Annotated in this window: 16 protein-coding genes; 4 read left to right on the plus strand and 12 right to left on the minus strand. The window is 70.5% G+C overall.

From position 1 onward, the window contains the following. Positions 1-420: 420 nt before the first annotated feature. Together ABZY57_RS23140 and dapA are read right to left on the minus strand one after the other, a co-directional pair. The gene (locus tag ABZY57_RS23140; RefSeq protein WP_356514815.1) at positions 421-2,106 is read right to left on the minus strand and encodes a ribonuclease J; all 1,686 of its coding nucleotides are present in this window, start codon (positions 2,104-2,106) and stop codon (positions 421-423) included. A gap of 113 nt (positions 2,107-2,219) precedes the next feature. Next, on the minus strand, positions 2,220-3,119 hold the full coding sequence (gene dapA / locus ABZY57_RS23145) for a 4-hydroxy-tetrahydrodipicolinate synthase (RefSeq protein WP_266904008.1): 900 nt from the start codon (positions 3,117-3,119) through the stop codon (positions 2,220-2,222). A 370-nt stretch (positions 3,120-3,489) separates the two neighbouring features. Here dapA and ABZY57_RS23150 point away from each other — a divergent pair, with 370 nt between their 5' ends. Both ABZY57_RS23150 and ABZY57_RS23155 read left to right on the plus strand, forming a co-directional pair. Next, positions 3,490-3,729 (plus strand): hypothetical protein, encoded by a 240-nt coding sequence (locus tag ABZY57_RS23150; RefSeq protein ID WP_243337485.1) that lies wholly within the window; start codon positions 3,490-3,492, stop codon positions 3,727-3,729. A 48-nt stretch (positions 3,730-3,777) separates the two neighbouring features. Beyond that, entirely contained in the window at positions 3,778-4,335 is a 558-nt protein-coding gene (locus tag ABZY57_RS23155) for a PH domain-containing protein (RefSeq protein ID WP_356514818.1), read from the plus strand. A 59-nt stretch (positions 4,336-4,394) separates the two neighbouring features. On the opposite strand, the gene ABZY57_RS23160 is transcribed toward ABZY57_RS23155, so the two are convergent. The 6 genes from ABZY57_RS23160 to eccD all read right to left on the minus strand — a co-directional run bounded on the left by ABZY57_RS23160 (position 4,395) and on the right by eccD (position 11,551). Then, positions 4,395-4,847, minus strand: a complete 453-nt coding sequence (locus ABZY57_RS23160; RefSeq protein ID WP_356514819.1) for a hypothetical protein — start codon at positions 4,845-4,847, stop codon at positions 4,395-4,397. 19 nt (positions 4,848-4,866) lie between these two features. Then, positions 4,867-5,619, minus strand: a complete 753-nt coding sequence (gene dapB, locus ABZY57_RS23165; RefSeq protein ID WP_356514821.1) for a 4-hydroxy-tetrahydrodipicolinate reductase — start codon at positions 5,617-5,619, stop codon at positions 4,867-4,869. 69 nt (positions 5,620-5,688) lie between these two features. Beyond that, positions 5,689-7,068 carry a pitrilysin family protein gene (locus tag ABZY57_RS23170; protein WP_356514823.1) on the minus strand — a complete coding sequence of 460 codons (1,380 nt, stop codon included), beginning with the start codon at positions 7,066-7,068 and terminating at the stop codon, positions 5,689-5,691. Next, the gene (locus ABZY57_RS23175) at positions 7,065-9,287 is read right to left on the minus strand and encodes a polyribonucleotide nucleotidyltransferase (RefSeq protein ID WP_356514842.1); all 2,223 of its coding nucleotides are present in this window, start codon (positions 9,285-9,287) and stop codon (positions 7,065-7,067) included. Before ABZY57_RS23175 ends, ABZY57_RS23170 begins: the two co-directional genes overlap by 4 nt. Positions 9,288-9,584: 297 nt before the next feature. Further along, the gene (gene rpsO / locus ABZY57_RS23180) at positions 9,585-9,872 is read right to left on the minus strand and encodes a 30S ribosomal protein S15 (protein ID WP_243337509.1); all 288 of its coding nucleotides are present in this window, start codon (positions 9,870-9,872) and stop codon (positions 9,585-9,587) included. Positions 9,873-10,045: 173 nt separating this feature from the next. Next, the gene (gene eccD / locus ABZY57_RS23185) at positions 10,046-11,551 is read right to left on the minus strand and encodes a type VII secretion integral membrane protein EccD (RefSeq protein WP_356514825.1); all 1,506 of its coding nucleotides are present in this window, start codon (positions 11,549-11,551) and stop codon (positions 10,046-10,048) included. Between the two features lie 235 nt (positions 11,552-11,786). Here eccD and eccCa point away from each other — a divergent pair, with 235 nt between their 5' ends. Next, positions 11,787-15,764 carry a type VII secretion protein EccCa gene (eccCa, locus tag ABZY57_RS23190; protein ID WP_356514827.1) on the plus strand — a complete coding sequence of 1,326 codons (3,978 nt, stop codon included), beginning with the start codon at positions 11,787-11,789 and terminating at the stop codon, positions 15,762-15,764. Positions 15,765-15,874: 110 nt separating this feature from the next. Further along, positions 15,875-16,120, plus strand: a complete 246-nt coding sequence (locus ABZY57_RS23195) for a DUF397 domain-containing protein (protein WP_243337515.1) — start codon at positions 15,875-15,877, stop codon at positions 16,118-16,120. A gap of 132 nt (positions 16,121-16,252) precedes the next feature. Here ABZY57_RS23195 and ABZY57_RS23200 read toward each other — a convergent pair whose 3' ends face one another. The 4 genes from ABZY57_RS23200 to eccB form a co-directional block, all read right to left on the minus strand. Next, positions 16,253-16,561 carry a WXG100 family type VII secretion target gene (locus tag ABZY57_RS23200; protein WP_243337517.1) on the minus strand — a complete coding sequence of 103 codons (309 nt, stop codon included), beginning with the start codon at positions 16,559-16,561 and terminating at the stop codon, positions 16,253-16,255. A gap of 46 nt (positions 16,562-16,607) precedes the next feature. Next, on the minus strand, positions 16,608-16,949 hold the full coding sequence (locus ABZY57_RS23205) for a WXG100 family type VII secretion target (RefSeq protein WP_250749227.1): 342 nt from the start codon (positions 16,947-16,949) through the stop codon (positions 16,608-16,610). Between the two features lie 215 nt (positions 16,950-17,164). Further along, entirely contained in the window at positions 17,165-18,481 is a 1,317-nt protein-coding gene (mycP, locus tag ABZY57_RS23210) for a type VII secretion-associated serine protease mycosin (protein WP_356514830.1), read from the minus strand. Continuing rightward, a complete protein-coding gene (eccB, locus tag ABZY57_RS23215) occupies positions 18,481-20,088 on the minus strand; it encodes a type VII secretion protein EccB (RefSeq protein WP_356514832.1) in 1,608 nt (535 codons plus the stop codon). The genes mycP and eccB overlap by 1 nt, the downstream gene beginning before the upstream one ends. Positions 20,089-20,304 lie beyond the last annotated feature (216 nt).

Here is a 20,304-nt window from a genome sequence, read left to right on the forward strand (position 1 = left end):
TCAAGGAACGGACGCTTCCTTTGTACTCACCCTCTCGGGCTTTCCTCCGGGCGCTTCCTTCGTTCTTGTGTCTCCGACTCTATCAGACTCTTTCGTGTCCGATTCCCGGTCGAAGCGGGTTTCGCTTTCCAGTTCTTCGCTTTCGCGCTTTCCCTTTCCTGCGATTCCAACTCTACCAGATCATTTCCGCGCCTATCCGGCTTGGATTTGAATTGGATGGCCATTGGAGAGCCATTCCCTTTCGGGCGAGCCAGACCATATCAGGTTTCCCAGGTCCGGATTCCCACCCGCCCGCATCGGACCGTCCGGGCACACGTGTGTGCCGGGGTGCCGTGCGAGGTGGAGACGTAAACGTACTGGAGCGGGGCCCCCGGATGCAAATCCGGTTGCCCCGCTCCGGTGTGGTCGCTACGGCGAGGCTCAGACCTCGACGACGACGGGGAGGATCATCGGGCGGCGGCGATAGCCGTCCGAGACCCACTTGCCCATCGTGCGACGGATGAGCTGCTGGATCTGGTGCGGCTCGGCCACACCGTCCGCGGCGGCCCGTGCGATGGCTTCCTCGATCTTCGGCAGGACGGACCCGAACGCCGAGTCCTCGATGCCGGAGCCGCGGGCCTGGATGTTCGGGCCGCTGACGATCTTGCCCGTGGTGCTGTCCACCACGACGTAGACCGAGATGATGCCCTCGTCACCGAGGATCTTGCGGTCCTTGAGGTGGGCTTCGGTGACGTCGCCGACCGAGAGGCCGTCCACGTAGACGTAGCCGGCCTGGACCTTGCCCGAGATGCGGGCCTTGCCGTCGATGAGGTCGACGACGACGCCGTCCTCTGCGATGACGATGCGGTCCTTCGGTACGCCCGTCAGGGCGCCCAGCTCTGCGTTGGCGCGCAGGTGGCGCCATTCGCCGTGGACCGGCATCAGGTTCCGCGGCTTGCAGATGTTGTAGAAGTACAGCAGCTCGCCGGCGGAGGCGTGGCCGGAGACGTGCACCTTGGCGTTGCCCTTGTGCACGACGTTGGCGCCCCAGCGGGTCAGGCCGTTGATCACGCGGTAGACCGCGTTCTCGTTGCCCGGGATGAGCGACGAGGCCAGGATGACCGTGTCGCCCGGGACGATCCGGATCTGGTGGTCGCGGTTCGCCATGCGGGACAGGGCCGCCATCGGCTCGCCCTGCGAACCCGTGCAGACCAGGACGACCTCGTGGGCCGGCAGGTCGTCGAGGGTCTTGACGTCCACGACCAGGCCGGCCGGAACCTTCAGGTAGCCCAGGTCACGGGCGATGCCCATGTTGCGGACCATCGAGCGGCCGACGAAGGCGACCCTGCGGCCGTACTCGTGGGCGGCGTCGAGGATCTGCTGGATGCGGTGCACGTGGCTCGCGAAGCTCGCCACGATGATCCTGTTGTTGGCGTTGGCGAACACCGTGCGCAGGACGTTGGAGATCTCGCGCTCGGGCGGGACGAAGCCCGGGACCTCGGCGTTCGTCGAGTCCGAGAGGAGAAGGTCGATGCCTTCTTCGCTCAGGCGCGCGAAGGCGTGCAGGTCGGTGAGGCGGTTGTCCAGCGGGAGCTGGTCCATCTTGAAGTCACCGGTGCACACGACCATGCCGGCGCCGGTGCGGATGGCCACGGCCAGGGCGTCCGGGATGGAGTGGTTGACCGCGATGAACTCGCAGTCGAAGGGGCCGAGGTTCTCGCGCTCGCCTTCCTTCACCTCGAGGGTGTAGGGGCGGATGCGGTGCTCCTGGAGCTTGGCCTCGATGAGCGCCAGCGTCAGCTTGGAGCCGATCAGCGGGATGTCCGGCTTCTCCCGGAGGAGGTAGGGGACGGCGCCGATGTGGTCTTCGTGGCCGTGCGTGAGGACGATGCCCTCGATGTCGTCGAGGCGATCCCGGATGGACGAGAAGTCCGGAAGGATCAAGTCGATGCCGGGCTGCTCCTCCTCGGGGAAGAGGACACCGCAGTCGACGATGAGCAGGCGGCCGTCGAACTCGAAGACGGTCATGTTGCGGCCGATCTCACCGAGCCCGCCCAGGGGGGTGACCCGAAGGCCGCCCTTGGGGAGCTTCGGCGGCGGACCGAGTTCAGGATGCGGATGGCTCAAAAGGTTCTCCTTCACCACGCGCGGCCACGTACCCGAGGCACGTGGCGCGCATGTCATTCGTGCACTTGCTGTTGTCTTGTGTGGTTCTGCTTATTCAGTTGTGAAGTCTGATGTCAGAGCTGTACCCCGCCGGCGGCAAGATCGATCTTGAGCTGCGCCGTCTCTTCGGCGGTCAGCTCGACCAGCGGGAGCCGCAGCGGGCCCGCGGGCAGGCCCTGCAGGTTCAGCGCGCCCTTGGTGGTGATCACACCCTGGGTGCGGAACATGCCGGTGAAGACGGGGAGCAGCTTCTGGTGGATCTCCGTGGCCTTCTGGACGTCGCCGCCCAGGTGGGCCTCGAGCATCTCGCGGAGCTCGGGGGAAACCACGTGACCGACCACGGAGACGAAGCCGACCGCGCCGACCGACAGGAGCGGCAGGTTCAGCATGTCGTCACCGGAGTACCAGGCCAAGCCGCTCTGCGCGATGGCCCAGCTGGCGCGTCCGAGGTCGCCCTTGGCGTCCTTGTTGGCCACGATACGGGGGTGCTCGGCCAGCCGGACGAGTGTTTCCGTATTGATCGGGACACCGCTGCGGCCCGGGATGTCGTAGAGCATGACCGGGAGCTCGGTGGCGTCGGCGATCGCCGTGAAGTGCCGGAAGAGGCCCTCCTGCGGCGGCTTGCTGTAGTACGGCGTGACCGCGAGCAGGCCGTGGGCGCCGGTGCGCTCGGCCTGACGGGCCAGCTCGAGGGTGTGACGGGTGTCATTGGTGCCGATGCCGGCGACCACGTGGGCCCGGTCTCCGACCGCTTCGAGTACGGCTCGTACGAGGTCGTTTTTCTCCGCGTCAGTGGTGGTCGGCGACTCACCGGTGGTGCCGTTGATGATCAGGCCGTCGTTGCCTGCGTCCACCAGGTGGACGGCGAGCTGCTGCGCGCCATCGAGGTCAAGTGCGCCATCCGCCGTAAACGGCGTGATCATGGCGGTGAGGACCCGCCCGAAGGGGGTCTGCGGAGTCGAGATCGGAGCCATGGGTAACACGCTACTCGCTGCCATGCTCGCGGTGTCCCCTCGGGGGACGTGATGAGGGTGTTGGAGCCCGGCACTGCCTGCTCGGGGGTTCAAGCAGTGCCGGGTCCGTTTGATCAGCCTAGATGAACTTTACGAAACGTGGCAATACGGACACTTCGGACTTACTCCGCACATACGTGCGGCGCCGGAGGATCCGCCCGTTCGGGGCACACCTGACTCGCGGCCGGCGGAGCTGACGCGGCGCCATAAAATTTGGTTAATGTCGCGAAAATCGGCACCGATCGGGCCTTTCGTGCGTCTTACCCGGTAGAACGCCCGCCCATCCTGCCCCCGCCGCTCGGGGCCCTGACCGCGAGGAGAGTCGTTCCCCATGTTCCGCCGGCGCGAACCCGTCCCGTTCGCCTTCGTCGCCGAGGCCGACCGATTCCGCAGCAACGTCACTCCGCCGCCGCGCGAGAGTCTGAGCAAGACCCAGATCGCCGCCCGTAGTCTGGTCGGACTGACCGTCGTGGCCGGGCTGGTCGGATCGCTGCTCTTCGGCATCCCCGCACTGCAGCCGAGCCACGCACCGGCGAAGTCGCAGCAGTCGGAGGCATCCGAGGGGCGGTAGCCTCACGGGCACAGCCCAACCGAACGTGCATGTGAGTGAGGTCTTGCCGTGCCCCTGCCCTTCCTGACGGCCGACGGCGCATTCGACGCGCACGACAACGGGGAGACGCTCCCCTACGAAGACCCCGACCGCTGGCGTCGGCCCTACCGTCCGGGGCCCTGGCGCGTGGCCATCGCCGCGGTGCTGCTCCTGCTCGGCTCGTTCATGCTGTTCGCCACGGTGATCATCGTGGCCGCCGGCACCTGGGCAGGCGCCCTGGGCGGTCTGCTCGCCTCGCTCGCCGTGGTCGGCTCCGCCCTGCGGCTGCTGCGCACGGGCGTCTGGGTGAGCCCCAAGGGCCTGCGCGTGGTCGGGTTCTTCACGACCCGTTCGGTCCCCTGGAACCAGGTCGGCGAGGTCCGCACGGTGCAGCAGCCCGTGCGCTGGCTCGGTCTGCCGAGGACCGTGCAGGGCCAGGCCCTGACGGTGGCCGCGCGCGGCGGCGCCGAACTGCCGGTGCTGCTGACCGACCACAGCGCCGATTTCCTGTCGCGGACCGAGGCCTTCGACCGGGCCGCCGACTCGGTCGGGGCCTGGGCCGACGAGTACCGGGCCGTGCCGGCCTGACAACACCCCCCCCCAAAGCCCCTGAGCGGGCGTCACGCGCACGGGAAGCCCCTACAGGCTCAGGCTTGTACGGGCTTTCCGTCGTGCAGGGAGATGGCCCGCTGCATGGCCTTGCGGGCCCGCGGGGTGTCGCGGGCGTCGTGGTAGGCGATGGCGAGGCGGAACCAGCTGCGCCAGTCCCCCGGCGCGTCCTCCGTCTCGGCCCTGCGGCGCGCGAAGACCTCGTCGGCAGAGTCCCGCAGGATCCGGCCGTACTTGTCCCGCTCCAGCTCGTCCACGGGCAGTCCGCCCTCGGCCTCCAGCTCGGCGCCGAGCTGGTTGGCCCTGGTGACGAACTGGGTGTTCTTCCAGAGGAACCAGACGCCGATGACCGGCAGGATCAGCACCGCCACCCCGAAGGTGACGGTGAGCCAGGTCCCGTGCCGGATCAGCATCAGGCCCCTGCTGCCGACCAGGACGAAGTACACGACCAGGACCGCGGCCGTGATGAAGTAGAGGATCTTCGCGCGCATGGGTGCCGCCGCCTGCTCGTCAGCCGAGTTCGAGGAAGTTTTCCAGGCCGAAGGTGAGGCCCGGAGTCTGCGTCACGCGGCGCGCACCGAGCAGGATGCCCGGCATGAAGCTGCTGTGGTGCAGGGAGTCGTGACGGATGGTCAGGGTTTCGCCCTCGCCGCCGAGGAGCACCTCCTGGTGGGCCAGCAGGCCTCGGAGGCGGATCGCGTGCACCGGGACGCCGTCGACGTCCGCGCCGCGTGCGCCGTCGAGCGCGGTGGCGGTGGCATCGGGCTGCGCGCCGAGGCCGGCCTCGGCGCGGGCGGCCGCGATGAGCTGCGCCGTACGGGTCGCCGTGCCGGAGGGGGCGTCGACCTTGTTCGGGTGGTGCAGTTCGACGACCTCGACGGACTCGAAGTAGCGCGCGGCCTGAGCGGCGAACTTCATGGTGAGGACGGCGCCGATGGAGAAGTTCGGGGCGATGAGCACACCGGTCGCCGGGGAGGCGGCGAGCCAGGTGTTCAGCTGGGCGAGGCGGTCCTCGGTCCAGCCGGTGGTGCCGACCACTCCGTGGATGCCGTGGCGGACGAGGAACTCCAGGTTCTCCATCACCGAGGCGGGGGTGGTCAGCTCGACCGCGACCTGGGCGCCGGCCTCGGCCAGCGTCTCCAGCTTGTCTCCGCGGCCGAGGGCGGCCACCAGTTCCATGTCCTCGGCGGCCTCGACGGCCTTGACCGCCTCGGAGCCGATGCGGCCCTGAGCGCCGAGAACTGCCACGCGCAGCTTGCTCATGTCATTCCTTAAAGTCCGTACGGGCCCGGGCCCTGTCCCGGGGCCCGGGCGACGTGCTCGTGAGATGGGCTAGGCGACGGCCTCGTCGAGACGGGCCGCCTGCTTCTCCTTCAGCGGGCCGATCACCGCGAGCGAGGGCCGCTGCGCCAGGACGTCCTGCGCGACCGAGCGCACCTCGTCCGGGGTGACCGCCGCGATCCGGGCCAGCAGGTCGTCGACCGACATCTGGTCGCCCCAGCACAGCTCGCTCTTGCCGATGCGGTTCATGATCGCGCCGGTGTCCTCCAGGCCGAGGACGGTGGAGCCGGACAGCTGGCCGACGGCCCGCCGGATCTCCTCGTCGGTGAGCCCTTCGGCGGCGACCTTGTCCAGCTCGTCCCGGCAGATCCGCAGGACGTCGTGGACCTGGTTGGGGCGGCAGCCGGCGTAGACGCCGAAGAGGCCGGTGTCGGCGAAGCCCGAGGTGTACGAGTACACGCTGTAGGCGAGGCCGCGCTTCTCCCGGACCTCCTGGAAGAGGCGGGAGGACATGCCTCCGCCGAGCGCGGTGTTCAGTACGCCGAGCGCCCAGCGGCGCTCGTCGGTGCGGGCCAGGGCCGGCATGCCGAGGACCACGTGGGCCTGCTCGGTCTTGCGGTTGACCAACTCGACGCGGCCGGAGGTGCGGATCCGCTTGGTGCCGGAGCGCGGACCGACCGGTTCGGCGTCGGTGCGGGTCAGGGCGCCGGCCTTCTCGAAGGCCGCGCGGACCTGGCGCACGACCTTGTTGTGGTCGACGTTGCCCGCGGCCGCCACGACCAGGTGGGTGGGGTCGTAGTGCTTCTTGTAGAAGCGGCGGATCCGGTCGGCGGTGAGCGCGTTGATCGTGTCGACGCTGCCGAGGACGGGGCGCCCGAGCGGGGTGTCCCCGTACATGGTCTGGGCGAACAGGTCGTGGACCATGTCGCCCGGGTCGTCCTCGGTCATCGCGATCTCTTCGAGGATGACTCCGCGCTCGGCGTCGACATCGGATTCGAGGATCAGCGAGCCGGTGAGCATGTCGCACACGACGTCGATGGCCAGCGGCAGGTCGGTGTCGAGCACCCGCGCGTAATAGCAGGTGTACTCCTTCGCCGTGAAGGCGTTCATCTCTCCGCCGACCGCGTCGATCGCGGAGGAGATGTCGAGGGCGCTGCGCTTCTCGGTGCCCTTGAAGAGGAGGTGCTCCAGGTAGTGCGTGGCGCCGTTCAGCGAAGGCGTCTCGTCCCGGGATCCGACGTGCGCCCAGATCCCGAAGGTGGCGGAGCGGACGGACGGCAGGGTCTCGGTGACCACGCGCAGTCCGCCGGGGAGGACCGTGCGCCGGACGGTGCCGATGCCGTTCGTGCCTTTGAGCAGTGTTTGGGTACGGGCGACGGCCCGCCCCTCCGAAGAGGGGCGGGCCGTCACACGGGAACTACGCGACGTCACTTGTCGGAGTCGTCCTTGTCAGCGTCGTCGCCGGCGGCCTCGCCGTCGATCACGGGGACCAGGGAGAGCTTGCCGCGGGAGTCGATCTCGGCGATCTCGACCTGGACCTTGGTGCCGACCGCAAGCACGTCCTCGACGTTCTCCACGCGCTTGCCACCGGCGAGCTTGCGGATCTGCGAGATGTGCAGCAGGCCGTCCTTGCCGGGCATGAGGGAGACGAAGGCACCGAAGGTGGTGGTCTTGACGACCGTACCCAGGTAGCGCTCGCCGACCTCCGGCATGGTCGGGTTGGCGATCTGGTTGATCGTGGCGCGGGCGGCCTCGGCGGCCGGACCGTCGGCGGCACCGATGTAGATGGTGCCGTCGTCCTCGATCGTGATCTCGGCGCCGGTGTCCTCCTGGATCTGGTTGATCATCTTGCCCTTGGGGCCGATGACCTCACCGATCTTGTCCACCGGGATCTTGACGGTGATGATCCGGGGGGCGAACGGGGACATGGCGTCCGGCGTGTCGATCGCTTCCATCATCACGTCGAGGATGTGGAGGCGGGCGTCGCGGGCCTGCTTGAGGGCGGCGGCCAGAACCGAGGCCGGGATGCCGTCGAGCTTGGTGTCCAGCTGGAGCGCGGTGACGAACTCCTTGGTGCCGGCGACCTTGAAGTCCATGTCGCCGAAGGCGTCCTCCGCACCGAGGATGTCGGTGAGGGCGACGTAGTGGGTCTTGCCGTCGATCTCCTGCGAGATCAGGCCCATGGCGATACCGGCGACGGGGGCCTTGAGGGGCACACCGGCGTTCAGCAGCGACATGGTGGAGGCGCAGACCGAGCCCATGGACGTCGAGCCGTTGGAGCCGAGAGCCTCGGACACCTGGCGGATCGCGTAGGGGAACTCCTCGCGCGTCGGGAGGACCGGCACGATCGCGCGCTCGGCGAGCGCGCCGTGGCCGATCTCGCGGCGCTTCGGCGAACCGACGCGGCCGGTCTCGCCGACCGAGTACGGCGGGAAGTTGTAGTTGTGCATGTAGCGCTTGCGGGTCACCGGGGAGAGGGTGTCCAGCTGCTGCTCCATGCGGAGCATGTTGAGGGTGGTGACGCCCAGGATCTGGGTCTCGCCACGCTCGAACAGCGCCGAGCCGTGCACGCGCGGGATGGCCTCGACCTCGGCGGCGAGGGTACGGATGTCCGTGATCCCGCGGCCGTCGATGCGGACCTTGTCCTTGATGACGCGCTCGCGGACCAGGGCCTTGGTCAGGCTGCGGTACGCGGCGGAGATCTCCTTCTCGCGGCCTTCGAAGGCCGGGAGGAGCTTCTCGGCGGCGATCTCCTTGACGCGGTCCAGCTCGGTCTCGCGGTCCTGCTTGCCCGCGATGGTCAGCGCCTGGGTGAGCTCGCCCTTGACGGCGGCCGCGAGGGCCTCGTACACGTCGTCCTGGTAGTCCAGGAAGACCGGGAACTCGCCCTCGGGCTTGGCGGCCTTCGCGGCCAGGTCGGCCTGGGCCTTGCAGAGGACCTTGATGAAGGGCTTCGAGGCGTCGAGGCCGGCGGCCACGACCTCCTCGGTCGGCGCCTCGGCGCCGCCCTTGACCAGGGCGATGGTCTTCTCGGTGGCCTCGGCCTCGACCATCATGATCGCGACGTCGCCGTCCTCGAGCACGCGGCCCGCGACGACCATGTCGAAGACGGCGTCCTCGAGCTCGGTGTGCGTCGGGAAGGCGACCCACTGGCCGCGGATCAGCGCGACGCGGACGCCGCCGATCGGGCCGGAGAAGGGCAGGCCGGCCAGCTGGGTGGACGCGGAGGCGGCGTTGATCGCCACGACGTCGTACAGGTGGTCGGGGTTGAGCGCCATGATCGTCGCGACGACCTGGATCTCGTTGCGCAGGCCCTTCTTGAAGGACGGGCGCAGCGGGCGGTCGATCAGGCGGCAGGTGAGGATCGCGTCCTCGGAGGGGCGGCCCTCGCGGCGGAAGAAGGAACCGGGGATCTTGCCGGCCGCGTACTGCCGCTCCTCGACGTCCACCGTCAGGGGGAAGAAGTCGAGCTGGTCCTTGGGCTTCTTCGACGCGGTGGTGGCGGAAAGCACCATCGTGTCGTCGTCCAGGTAGGCAACGGCGGAGCCGGCGGCCTGGCGGGCCAGACGGCCCGTCTCGAAGCGGATGGTGCGGGTGCCGAAGGAACCGTTGTCAATGACGGCCTCGGCGTAGTGGGTCTCGTTCTCCACTAGCGTTTTCTCCATTTTCGTCGTCTCCGTCCGCCACCCGTGTGGTGGTGGACGGTTGCGGAGAAGCGCTCCTGGCGTGCGGGCCGGTCTTCGATCGAAGCAGCCGGGCGAAGCCCCGTGCGGGCTTTCCGGATGCCACTACCGAGGACCGGCGGCGTAGGGAGGGCGCTCCTCCTCTTCAGTTGTGCACGTCTTTCGACGTGGACGCTTCCAGACTACAAAGCGTCCGGTACGTCGCGCACGTACAGCAAAGGGAGCGGCCCCCTCAATGTGGGAACCGCTCCCTTCACAGCGTCTTTACTTGGCGCCGGCCGCACCGCGGCGGATGCCGAGGCGCTCGACCAGCGTACGGAAGCGCTGGATGTCCTTCTTGGCCAGGTACTGCAGCAGGCGGCGACGCTGGCCGACCAGGATCAGCAGACCACGACGGGAGTGGTGGTCGTGCTTGTGGGACTTCAGGTGCTCGGTCAGGTCCGAGATGCGGCGGGACAGCATCGCTACCTGGACCTCGGGGGAGCCGGTGTCGCCCTCCTTGGCACCAAACTCTGCGATGAGCTGCTTCTTGACTGCGGCGTCGAGCGGCACGCGTACTCCTTGTAATAGGTCTTCATAGCCACCGAGTGCCCCAGGTCGAATTCTCTGGGGATCTTCCGTAACTCGGGAGGCGGGGTCCGCTGAGCGCAGCCTCCAGATTGATTCCGGGGGCGCGTACACAAACGGCCGTCACACAGCGTACCAGGCTGCCGCCGGCCCTCGTCTCAGCTGGTGAGAGCGCGGGCCCGGGCGTAGATGTCCAGCACGGCCAGGGTCAGCGGGACCAGGCTGAGCAGGACCGCCGCCTCGGTGAGGTCGAGCAGCCGCCCCCAGAAGGGTGACAGACCCTTGCGGGGAATGACCAGCGCAATTCCGACGAGGAGGGCCGCGCCGGCGGCGACGGCGGCGGAGAGCCAGAGCGTACGGATCTCCAGGCCGCTGTGGTCCCCGTACAGCGCGAGCTCCTTGAGCAGGGCGACCGGCGGGTGCATGGCGAGGCCGAGGACGAGCAGGCCGAGGGCGGCGAAGCCGGCCACGAGGGTGCAGGCGACCTGGGAGGTGTAGCGGAAGAGCCGGGCGCGCAGCAGCATGGCGAGCCCGGTGGCCAGGGCCAGGAGCCGGGCCCAGGTGTCGTCCGAGAAGCCGAGGACGGCGGCGGCGCCGACGGCGACGGCCGCGCAGCCGCCGACGAGGCCGAGGAGCATCTCGTGCCCGCGGCGGGCCTGGGCGGCGATGGCCTCGGCGTCGAGCGGGGCTCCGGAGTCGTGCCCGTCGGCGGCGGAGCGCTCACCGTACGGCTCGCTCTCGTAACGGTCCGGGGTCTCGTACTCGGCGGCGGCGCTCCGCGGGGCGGCGTAGCCGATGGGGAGCCGGGCGAAGCGGGCGGAGAAGCCGGGGAGGAAGGCGACGAGGCCGATGGCGGCGGGGGCGCAGACGGCCGCGGCGGAGGTCGCGCCGGCGTCGGCGGTGATGGCGGCGAACGTGGCCAGGGTCCCGGTGGCGGCGAGGAAGGTGGTCGCCACGAAAGGGGCGTCGCCGTCGGGGGTGAGGGCGACGAGGGCGACCGAGGCCACGAGCACGCAGACGCAGCCGAGGAGGAACTGGAGCCGGCCGGGGCCCTGGCCCGCGGCCGGGGCGATGATGCCGGAGCCGGCGAGCAGCAGGTGCGGTACGGCGGCGAGGCCGAGGGCGACGGCGGAGCCGCGGTCGCGGTAGACGCGGGCGCGGACGCCCGCGGCGGCGGTGAGGAGCACACCGACGGAGCCCGCGATGATGCCGGGCAGTCCGTGCATGTCGTGCAGGACTGGGTCGGCGTACCAGAGGACGAAGCCGAGGAGCACGAAGAGGACGGCGGCGCCGGTCAGGCCCGCGCCGCGCAGCATGTCGTCGCTCCAGCGGTGGCGGTCGCGCACCACGGCGGCGGCGACGGCGTCGGAGACGTCGTCGAAGACGGCGGGTGGCAGGGATTCGGCGAAGGGCCGCAGGCTCAGTACTTCGCCGTCCAGGACCTGCTGGGCCGCCAGGGTACGGGCGCCGTCGAGGACGGTGCCGGAGCGCAGGACCAGGTGGAAGCCGGTGGGTGCGCCGACGGGCTGGGTCTGGCCGGTGAGGCGCAGCAGCTCGGGGTAGATGTCGGCGACGGCGATGTCCTCGGGGAGGGCGACGTCTATGCGGCTGTCGGGAGCCACGACGGTGACCCTGCGGAAGCCGGTCGCCTCGGCGGTGTTCACCTGATGCCCCCCGGTGGGTGTGTGCGTTGGTTGCGCGGGTGCGCCGACGGCGGTGGTCCGCCCGCCGGTGCGCAGCCGATTCGCGGATGCGCATGCCGCGCGCGCCACCCTACCGGGAGGGCGGATGACTGTCGGCAAGTAGGATCACCTCTCTGCGGAGGAGACCCCCTTCGCGCCCGGGACTTGAGGGCGCCGGTTGCGACGTCCCGTCTGTTTTCGAGGGATTGATGCTCCGGTGAGCCAGATCGTCGTCAAACGTCCGCCCCGGTCACTGCCGCCCGAAGTCCCTTCGGAGGAACTGAGGCTCGAGGCACCGCCGGAACTTCCCCGGGGGCAGCAGGAGGGCGTGCTGATGCAGCTCCTCCCGATGCTCGGGATGGGCTCGTCCGCCGTCTTCTTCTTCATGCCGGGTGCCGCGCCGTTCATGCGCATCATGGGCGTGCTGATGATGGTGTCGACGGTGGGCATGCTGGTGGCCCAGTTGATGCGGCACCGCCGTGGCACGCAGGGTCAGATGGCCGACATCCGGCGGGACTACCTCAAGTACCTGGCTCAAACCCGCCGTCAGGTACGGAGGACCGCGCGGGCCCAGCGTGACGCGCAGCTGTATCTGCACCCGGCTCCGGAGCAGTTGTGGTCGGTGGTGGCCGAGGGTTCGCGGCTGTGGGAGCGGCGGGTCGGCGACGCGGACTTCGGGCAGGCCCGGCTGGGGCTGGGTGCGCAGCGCCTGGCGACTCCGCTGGTTGCTCCGGACACGGCGCCGGTGGACGAGCTGGAGCCGCTGACGGCCGGTGCCATGCAGCGCTTCCTGCGGGTGCATTCCTCGCTGGACGGGCTGCCGATGGCGGTGTCGTTGCGGGCGTTCTACCACGTGACGGTCTCCGGGGAGCCGGAGTCGGCGCGGGGCACCGCGCGGGCGCTGGTGGCGCAACTGGCGACGCTGCACTCCCCCGAGGACCTGATGGTGGCCGTGGTGGCGGCGCCGGGCGCGGTAGCGGAGTGGGACTGGGTGAAGTGGCTGCCGCACACCCAGGTACCGGGTCAGATCGACGGGGCCGGCACGAAGCGGCTGTTCGGCGACGACCTCGGTGAGCTGGAGGGGCTGCTCGCATCCCGGTTGGAGGGGCGGCCCCGGTTCAGCCGGGAGGGATCCCCGGTGCTGGACCAGCCGCACGTGGTCCTGGTACTGGACTCGGGTTCCCGTGGCGGTCTGGTGCCGCCGGACTCGGTGTTCGCCGCGGCCGAGGGTCTGCAGGGGGTCACCGTCGTCGAGGTGGTCGCGGGCGAGCTGGACGAGGCGCGCGGCGGGCTGTCGGTCGTGGTGCGGCCGGGCCGGCTGCGGCTGGAGTCAGGGGCGGGCTTCGCCTACGAGGGTCTGCCGGACACCCTGTCGCTGCCGGCGGCCGAGGCGCTGGCCCGGCAGCTGGCGCCGCTGCGGACGGGCGGCGGGGACGAGGACGAGCCGCTGCTGGCCAATCTGGACTTCACCGACCTGCTGAACCTGGGCGACGCGGCCGCCGTGGACGTGGCCCGGACCTGGCGGCCGCGCTCCGCCGGCGAGCGGCTGCGCGTGCCGATCGGGGTCGGCGAGGACGGCTCCCCGGTGATGCTGGACCTGAAGGAGGCCGCGCAGGAGGGCATGGGCCCGCACGGGCTGTGCGTGGGCGCGACCGGTTCGGGCAAGTCGGAGCTGCTGCGCACGCTGGTGCTGGGGCTGGCCGTCACGCACACCTCGGAGACCCTGAACTTCGTACTCGCCGACTTCAAGGGCGGTGCGACCTTCACGGGGATGGGGCAGATGCCGCACGTCGCGGCGGTCATCACCAACCTGGCGGACGACCTGACGCTCGTGGACCGCATGGGCGACTCGATCCGCGGCGAGCTGCAGCGCCGGCAGGAGCTGCTGCGTTCGGCGGGCAACTACGCGAACATCCACGACTACGAGAAGGCCCGCGCGGCGGGTGCTCCGCTGGAGCCGCTGGCCTCGCTGGTGCTGGTCATCGACGAGTTCTCCGAGCTGCTGACCGCGAAGCCGGACTTCATCGACATGTTCATCCAGATCGGCCGCATCGGCCGGTCGCTGGGCGTGCACCTGCTGCTGGCCTCGCAGCGCCTGGAGGAGGGCAAGCTGCGCGGGCTGGACACGTACCTGTCGTACCGGATCGGTCTGCGGACCTTCTCGGCGGCGGAGTCGCGGACCGCGATCGGCGTGCCGGACGCCTACCACCTGCCGTCGGTGCCCGGTTCGGGCTACCTGAAGTTCGGTACGGACGAGATGACGCGCTTCAAGGCGGCGTACGTCTCGGGCACCTACCGCTCGGGCGGGCCGGACCTGTCGGTCGGGCTGTTCCCGGTGGAGCGGCGGCCCGTGCTGTTCACGGCGGCGCCGGTGCCGGTGGTGTACGCGGCTCCGGACCCGGCGTACCTGTCGGCGCGGGCGGAGCAGGAGGCGCGGGCCGGGGACGACGCGCTCGCGGACACGGTGCTGGACGTGATCGTGGGACGGCTGGAGGGGCAGGGGGTGCCGGCGCACCAGGTGTGGCTGCCGCCGCTGGACCAGGCTCCGCCGCTGGACCAGTTGCTGCCGGCGCTGGCGCCCTCGGCGGAGCGCGGGCTGCACGCGGAGGGGTACACGCGGCCCGGCGGGCTGGTCGTACCGCTCGGGCTCATCGACAAGCCGTTCGAGCAGCGGCGCGAGGTGCTGTACCGGGACTTCTCGGGTGCGGCGGGCCACATGATGGTGGTCGGCGGTCCGCAGTCGGGCAAGTCCACGCTGATGCGGACGCTGATCTCCTCGTTCGCGCTGACGCACACCCCGCGCGAGGTGCAGTTCTACGGTCTGGACTTCGGCGGCGGCGGTCTGTCCTCGCTGGCGGAACTGCCGCACGTGGGCGGCATCGCGTCCCGGCTGGACCCGGAGCGGGTGCGGCGCACGGTCGCGGAGGTGGCCGGAGTGCTGCGCCGGCGCGAGGAGTTCTTCCGTGCGAACGGCATCGACTCGATCGGCACCTACCGGCGCCGGCGGGCCGCGGGCGAGCTGCCCGGGGAGGCCTGGGGCGACGTGTTCCTGGTCATCGACGGCTGGGGCGGCTTCCGCGGCGAGTACGAGGCCCTGGAGCAGGTCGTCACGGACATCGCGTCCCGCGGGCTGGGATACGGCATCCACGTGGTGATCACGGTCGCCCGGTACATGGAGGTCCGGGCCGCGCTGAAGGACCAGATCCTCAGCCGGCTGGAGCTGCGCCTCGGCGATGTCATGGACTCCGAGTTCGACCGCAAGGTCGCGGCGAACGTCCCGACGGGCATGCCGGGCCGCGGCCAGGTCGCGGAGAAGCTGCACTTCCTGGGCGCGCTCCCGCGGGTCGACGGCTCGCACGCCGCGCAGGACCTGTCGGAGGCCACGGCCGCCTTCGTGGACGCCGTGAAACAGAACTGGGCGGGCCAGGCGGCCCCCGGCGTACGGCTGCTGCCGCGGCTGCTCCACCAGGACCAGCTCCCCAAGGGCGGGGAGTACCCGGAGCGCGGGATCGCGATCGGCATCGACGAGACCGAGCTGGAGCCGGTGTTCGTCGACTTCGAGACCGACCCCTTCCTCCTCGTGTTCGGCGAGAGCGAGTCGGGCAAGACCAACCTGCTGCGGCTCATCGCGCAGCGGATCGCGGAGCGCTACGGCCCGGACCGGGCCCGGCTGGTGGTCGGCGACTACCGGCGCAGCCTGCTCGGCGCGCTGCCGGAGGAGCACCTGCTGGAGTACGCGCCGATGGCGAGCTCCCTGCAGATGCACATGGAGGCGCTGGCCGGGGTGTTCGCCCGGCGGCAGCCGCCGCAGGACGTCACTCCGCAGCAGTTGCGGGACCGGAGCTGGTGGACGGGCCCGGACGTGTTCATCATCATCGACGACTTCGACCTGGTGGCCACGAGTCAGGGCAATCCGCTGGCGCAGCTGGTGGAGTTCCTGCCGTTCGCCCGGGACACGGGCGTGCGCTTCGTGATCGCGCGCAGCTCGGCGGGTGCCTCGCGCGCGCTGTACGAACCGTTCATGCAGCGGATCAAGGAGCTGGGCGCGCAGGGCGTGGTCCTGTCGGGCGATCCGTCCGAGGGCGACCTGGTCGGCAACGTGCGGCCGCGTCCCATGCCTCCGGGCCGGGCCTCCTTCGTCTCGCGCAAGCGCGGGACCTCGCTGGTCCAGATCGGGCGGATGCCGGGGATGTAGGGCGGGAGACCGGCCGGGCGCGGGGGCGGAGGGTTCCTGAAAGCCTCCCGCGCCCGGCGGGTCACCGTCGATAATCGGCAGGGACCGCACCACCGAAGGAGAGGCCGCTCATGGGCACTCAGCAGGAGAAGGACGAGCTGTACGGGCTCGACATCAGCGGCGTCGAGTGGGAGGGCCCGCCCGGTACCTCTCCCGACGAGGAGCGGGTCGAGATCGCCCGGCTGCCCGAGGGGGCGGTGGCGATGCGGTCCTCGCTGGACCGGGACACGGTGCTGCGCTACACCGCGGCCGAGTGGGAGGCGTTCGTACTCGGGGCCAGGGACGGGGAGTTCGATCTCGACCGGGGTCCGCGCTAGGGCCCGTACGGCCCCCGCGAACGGAGGAAGGGGCGCGCCCGGTGCGGGCGCGCCCCTTCGCCGTCCCCGGCGGGTCGCCGTGTGCGGCGGTGCTTCGCCGTCTCCGGCGGTGTTCCGCGGTACCGCCCGGGCCTAGTAGGCCTCGGTGAACAGGCGCGAGGCCTTCACGTCGGTGGCGCGGTAGTCGTTCTTGCCGCGCTCGATGAGGTCCGCGACGAGGCGCAGCTGGGCGCGCATGTGGTCGGCCTTGCCGTTGTACTTGCGCTGCAGCTCGACGTACTGGGCGTGCGCCTCGCCGTCCCAGGTGTCGGTGACGACCGTCAGGGCCGCACCCATCTCGTCGAGGTCCTTCTTGATGTTGTCCGAGACGATGCGGATGCGGTCCGCCATCCCCTGGAGGCTCTCGTACTGGACCTTGGTGTGCCCGTCGTTCGCGGTCATGCTCTTCTCCTTCGCACGGGGCTGGGCAGGTGGGTGGGGAAGCGGGTCAGATCCCGTTCAGGGCGGAGGTGTTGCCACCGCCGCTGGAGGCCTTGACGGTCTGGAACGCCGAGACCACGTCGTCGTCCTGCGCGTTGCTCAGGTTCTTGGTCTGCCCGACCGCGTTGTGCAGGACGCCGAGCAGCCGGCGGATCTCGTCGTGGTCCTCGTTGACGACGGTCTGCGCGGAGGTGAACCCCGACGCACCCACACCGGTCCAGCCCGCGCTGACGGTGGCGAGGATGTCCGCCAGCTCCCGGGACTGCCGGGTGACGCTGTCGGCGGTCTCCGAAATCTTGTTCAGTGCCTGCTTTACCGGGTCGTCAGCGAGTCCGAAATTGTTGGTCATCCGAAGCTCCTCATCTCTCAATTCGCCACACGGAAAAGGCGGATCGCACGGCGGAGCGGTGCTTCGAGGGGGCGGTTTTCAGCCACTCGCCCCCGGATCCCCCTCCGCTTCACGCACAATCCCCGATCACAGTCGTGAAGCCTCCGAACACTGTAGTCAGTTGATCGGTCCGACCCAACACAGCCCTTGGGGATCTGTTGATGAACCGTGACCGTTCACTGCAAACGGCGTCTGCGGTTCCGGGCATCCCGGACCACCGTCGCGGTCCCGGCGATCACAGCGATGAGCACGCCGCCGATCCCCAGTGCGTACGTGCCGAGCCGCTCGTCGCGTTCGCGCGCCGTTTCGCTCGTGTGCATCACGGCCGGTTCCGGGGCCGCCGCGCGGGGCGGCCCCGGGTCGGGTGCGGGGGCCTTGGGGGGCTCGGCGCCCACGGCGGACTGGGTGAGCGCACGGACCGGGTCGACCACGCCCCAGCCCACGTAGTCGTCGTGGCCGTTGACGGAGCGCTCGGCGGTGTTCTGGAGCTGCCAGATCACCTCCTGCGCGGTCCACTGCGGGTGCTTGGCGCGGAGCAGGGCGGCGACCCCGGCGACGTAGGGGGCGGAGAAGCTGGTGCCGTTGTCCACGCACTGGCCGAAGCCGGGGACGGTGGAGACCATGTCGACCCCGGGCGCCGCGATCCCGACGAAGGTGCCGGGCTGGGAGAAGGCGGCGCGCTCGTTGTTGCGGTCCGAGGCGCCCACGGCGAGCACGCCCGGGAAGGCCGCCGGGTAGGTCGGGCGCTTCTTCCCGGTCAGGCCGTCGTTGCCCGCCGAGGCGATGACGACCACGTTGGCCTCCACGGCCTTCTTGACGGCCTGGCCGAGCTTGGAGTCCTGGGTCATCGGCACCTCGGTGTCCTGCGAGATGTTGATGACCTGGGCGCCCTTGGCCACCGCGTGCGTGATGGCCTCGCTCAGGGTCTCGGCGTTGCCGTTGCCCTGCCCGTCGTTCTGCCGGATGGGGATGATCGTGGCCTCGGGGGCGAGCCCGACGAAGCCGGTACCGGGCTTCGGGCGGGCCGCGATGAGTCCGGCGACCTTGGTGCCGTGCCCGACGGTGTCCGCGGTGCCGTCGCCCTTGGCGTCGAGGAAGTCGCGGCCGGCCCCGATGTCGAGGGCGTCGCTGAGCTGCGGGTTGACCCGGTCGACGCCGGTGTCGATGACGGCCACGCGGACGCTCTTGCCGTCCTTGGAGCGGCCCTTGGTCTGCGCCCAGAGCTCGTCGAGCAGCAGCCGCTGGAGCGCCCAGGGCCGGTCCTCTATCTGCTTCTTCATCGGGAAGGTGCACTCGCCGGCGCCCGCGAGGCGCAGCGGGTGCGGAGGCTGCGGCGCGGCGCCCAGGGTGAGGGCGGCGGCCACCAGCAGGGCGGCGAGGGCGGGCTTCGACGCGTTCGCCGTCGCCCGGTTCGCCGTCGCCGGGTTCGCCGTCGCCGGGTTCGCCGTCGCCGGGTTCGCCGTCGCCGGGTGACGCATCGCTGAGTTACGCATCACGAACCCTGGGGCTGGCGAGCGGAGTTGCTGTCGAGGCGGGGCCCCTTGGAGAGGAACTCCGACCACGCGATGGGCACCGTCACCGGGACCACGTCCGCGTATCCGAGCCGGGCCTGCGCCTGGCTCGGCGCGGGGCGGCCGTCGGAGGTGGCCGGCCCGCTCTGGCCGGTGCTCCCGCCCGGTCCCGGTGAGGGCTGGGCCGCGTCGCTGTCGCCGTTGGCCTGGACGGCGTACCGCAGGCCGGTGTCGGTGACCAGGAAGAGCGCGCCGCCCGCGGTGGTCTGGCGGCCCTGCGCCTGGGTGTAGAGCAGGCCGGTGCCGGGGGTGACGTAGGCGCTCGTGCCGCTGGCGGTGATGTCGACCGGGAAACCGGTGCCGGCCCAGGTGCTCAGCGTCTGGCCGCCCTGGGCGTCGACCGAGCGCAGCACGCTGCAGACGGTGTCGCGGCGACCGTCCGCGCCGGAGGCGGAGGCGGAGGCGGAGGCGGAGGAGCCTGCGCGGACCTCATTGATCCGGTCGGTCTTCTTCTGCGGCCATTTCGCGTTGCCCTTGAAGGGGGTGCGGTCCGGGTTGATGGACTGGAGGTCCACCTCGTGGGGCTTGCCGTGCATGTCGAGCCGGTCGGTCGCGGGCGAGGAGATCATCAGCCAGGCGACGAAGTCGGATACGGGAACGACCTTGCCGGGCAGCACCAGGTAGTGCTGCGCGCCGGAACCGGTCACGGCCTTCAGGACCATGCCGACCTTGTCGTCCTTGCTGGACAGTCCCTTGACCCCGGCGGCCGTCCCGGCCCTGGCGCCCGGCAGCTCGGGGAAGGCCAGGTCGTCGCCGGAGCCGAGGGTGGCCAGCCACTCCTCGGTGACGGGCTGCGGGGCGGCGCTGCCGCCGACGAGGGCGTTGGTCATCGTGCGCGCGTCCGCGGTGCCCTCGGGGAACTTGTACTTCGAGCCCGCCGCGTCGACGAGGTAGCGGGCCCTGCCCGGGCCGGTGCTCTGGACGTACAGGGCCTGGGAGTCGGAGAGCCGGCGCCCGTCGTCCATCAGCTTCGCCTCGCGGTCGGCCAGGACGAAGGCGGCCGTCTGCACGCCCTTGCCGTTGCCGCCGGGCTGCTGGCACACCGCCCAGCGCTTGGCCTTGCCCGCCTCAGCCGGGGCGGGCAGCCGGTCGGGGGCGTACGGGATGCCGATGATGGGACCGCGCGGGAGCTTGCCCGCGTCCAGCACCTTGTCCGCGACCTGGACGACCTTGGCCTTGGACGGGTCGAGCAACAGCCGTGCGGAGGCGAGGTTGAGCACCGGGTGCAGCCGGGTCTGGTCCTTGCCGTCGACCTTGGTGGTCAGGACGACGTAGCGGGTCGTCGAGTCCTTGCCGACGATGACGTGGTCGCCGGGGGTGTCCCATCCCTTGGGGGCCGTCGGCTTGAACATCCCCCAGGCGCCGAAGGCCGCGAGGACGAGCGCCCCGGTGATGACACCGGGCAGGACGGCGCGCAGCGGTCGCGGAGCGCCCTCCTCGGACCCGCTCGCGGAAGGCTGAAGGAACGCGGCCACCGTGCGTCGCTTCGCAAAGGTGTACGCGTTGAGCTCGTCACGTCGTGAGGCCATGGCCGCCTGATTCTCCCCGCACGGCCCGGTCGGTGGGTACGGTCTCCGGGCCTCTATTGTCCGACCGGCCACCTACTATGCCTCTTGGCGGAGGGCGGTTGGGGGCCGGGTAGGGTGAGGCAGCCGCTCCACGCCTTCCGGGCCGGGGGAATCAGGGGTGTTGGAGCGGATTGGGGAGATTCCGGGGGCGAGCGGCCGGCTGTCGCGCGTGCTGCC

The sequence above is a fragment of the Streptomyces sp. NPDC006450 genome, from assembly GCF_040612195.1.
Taxonomy (GTDB): Bacteria; Actinomycetota; Actinomycetes; order Streptomycetales; family Streptomycetaceae; genus Streptomyces.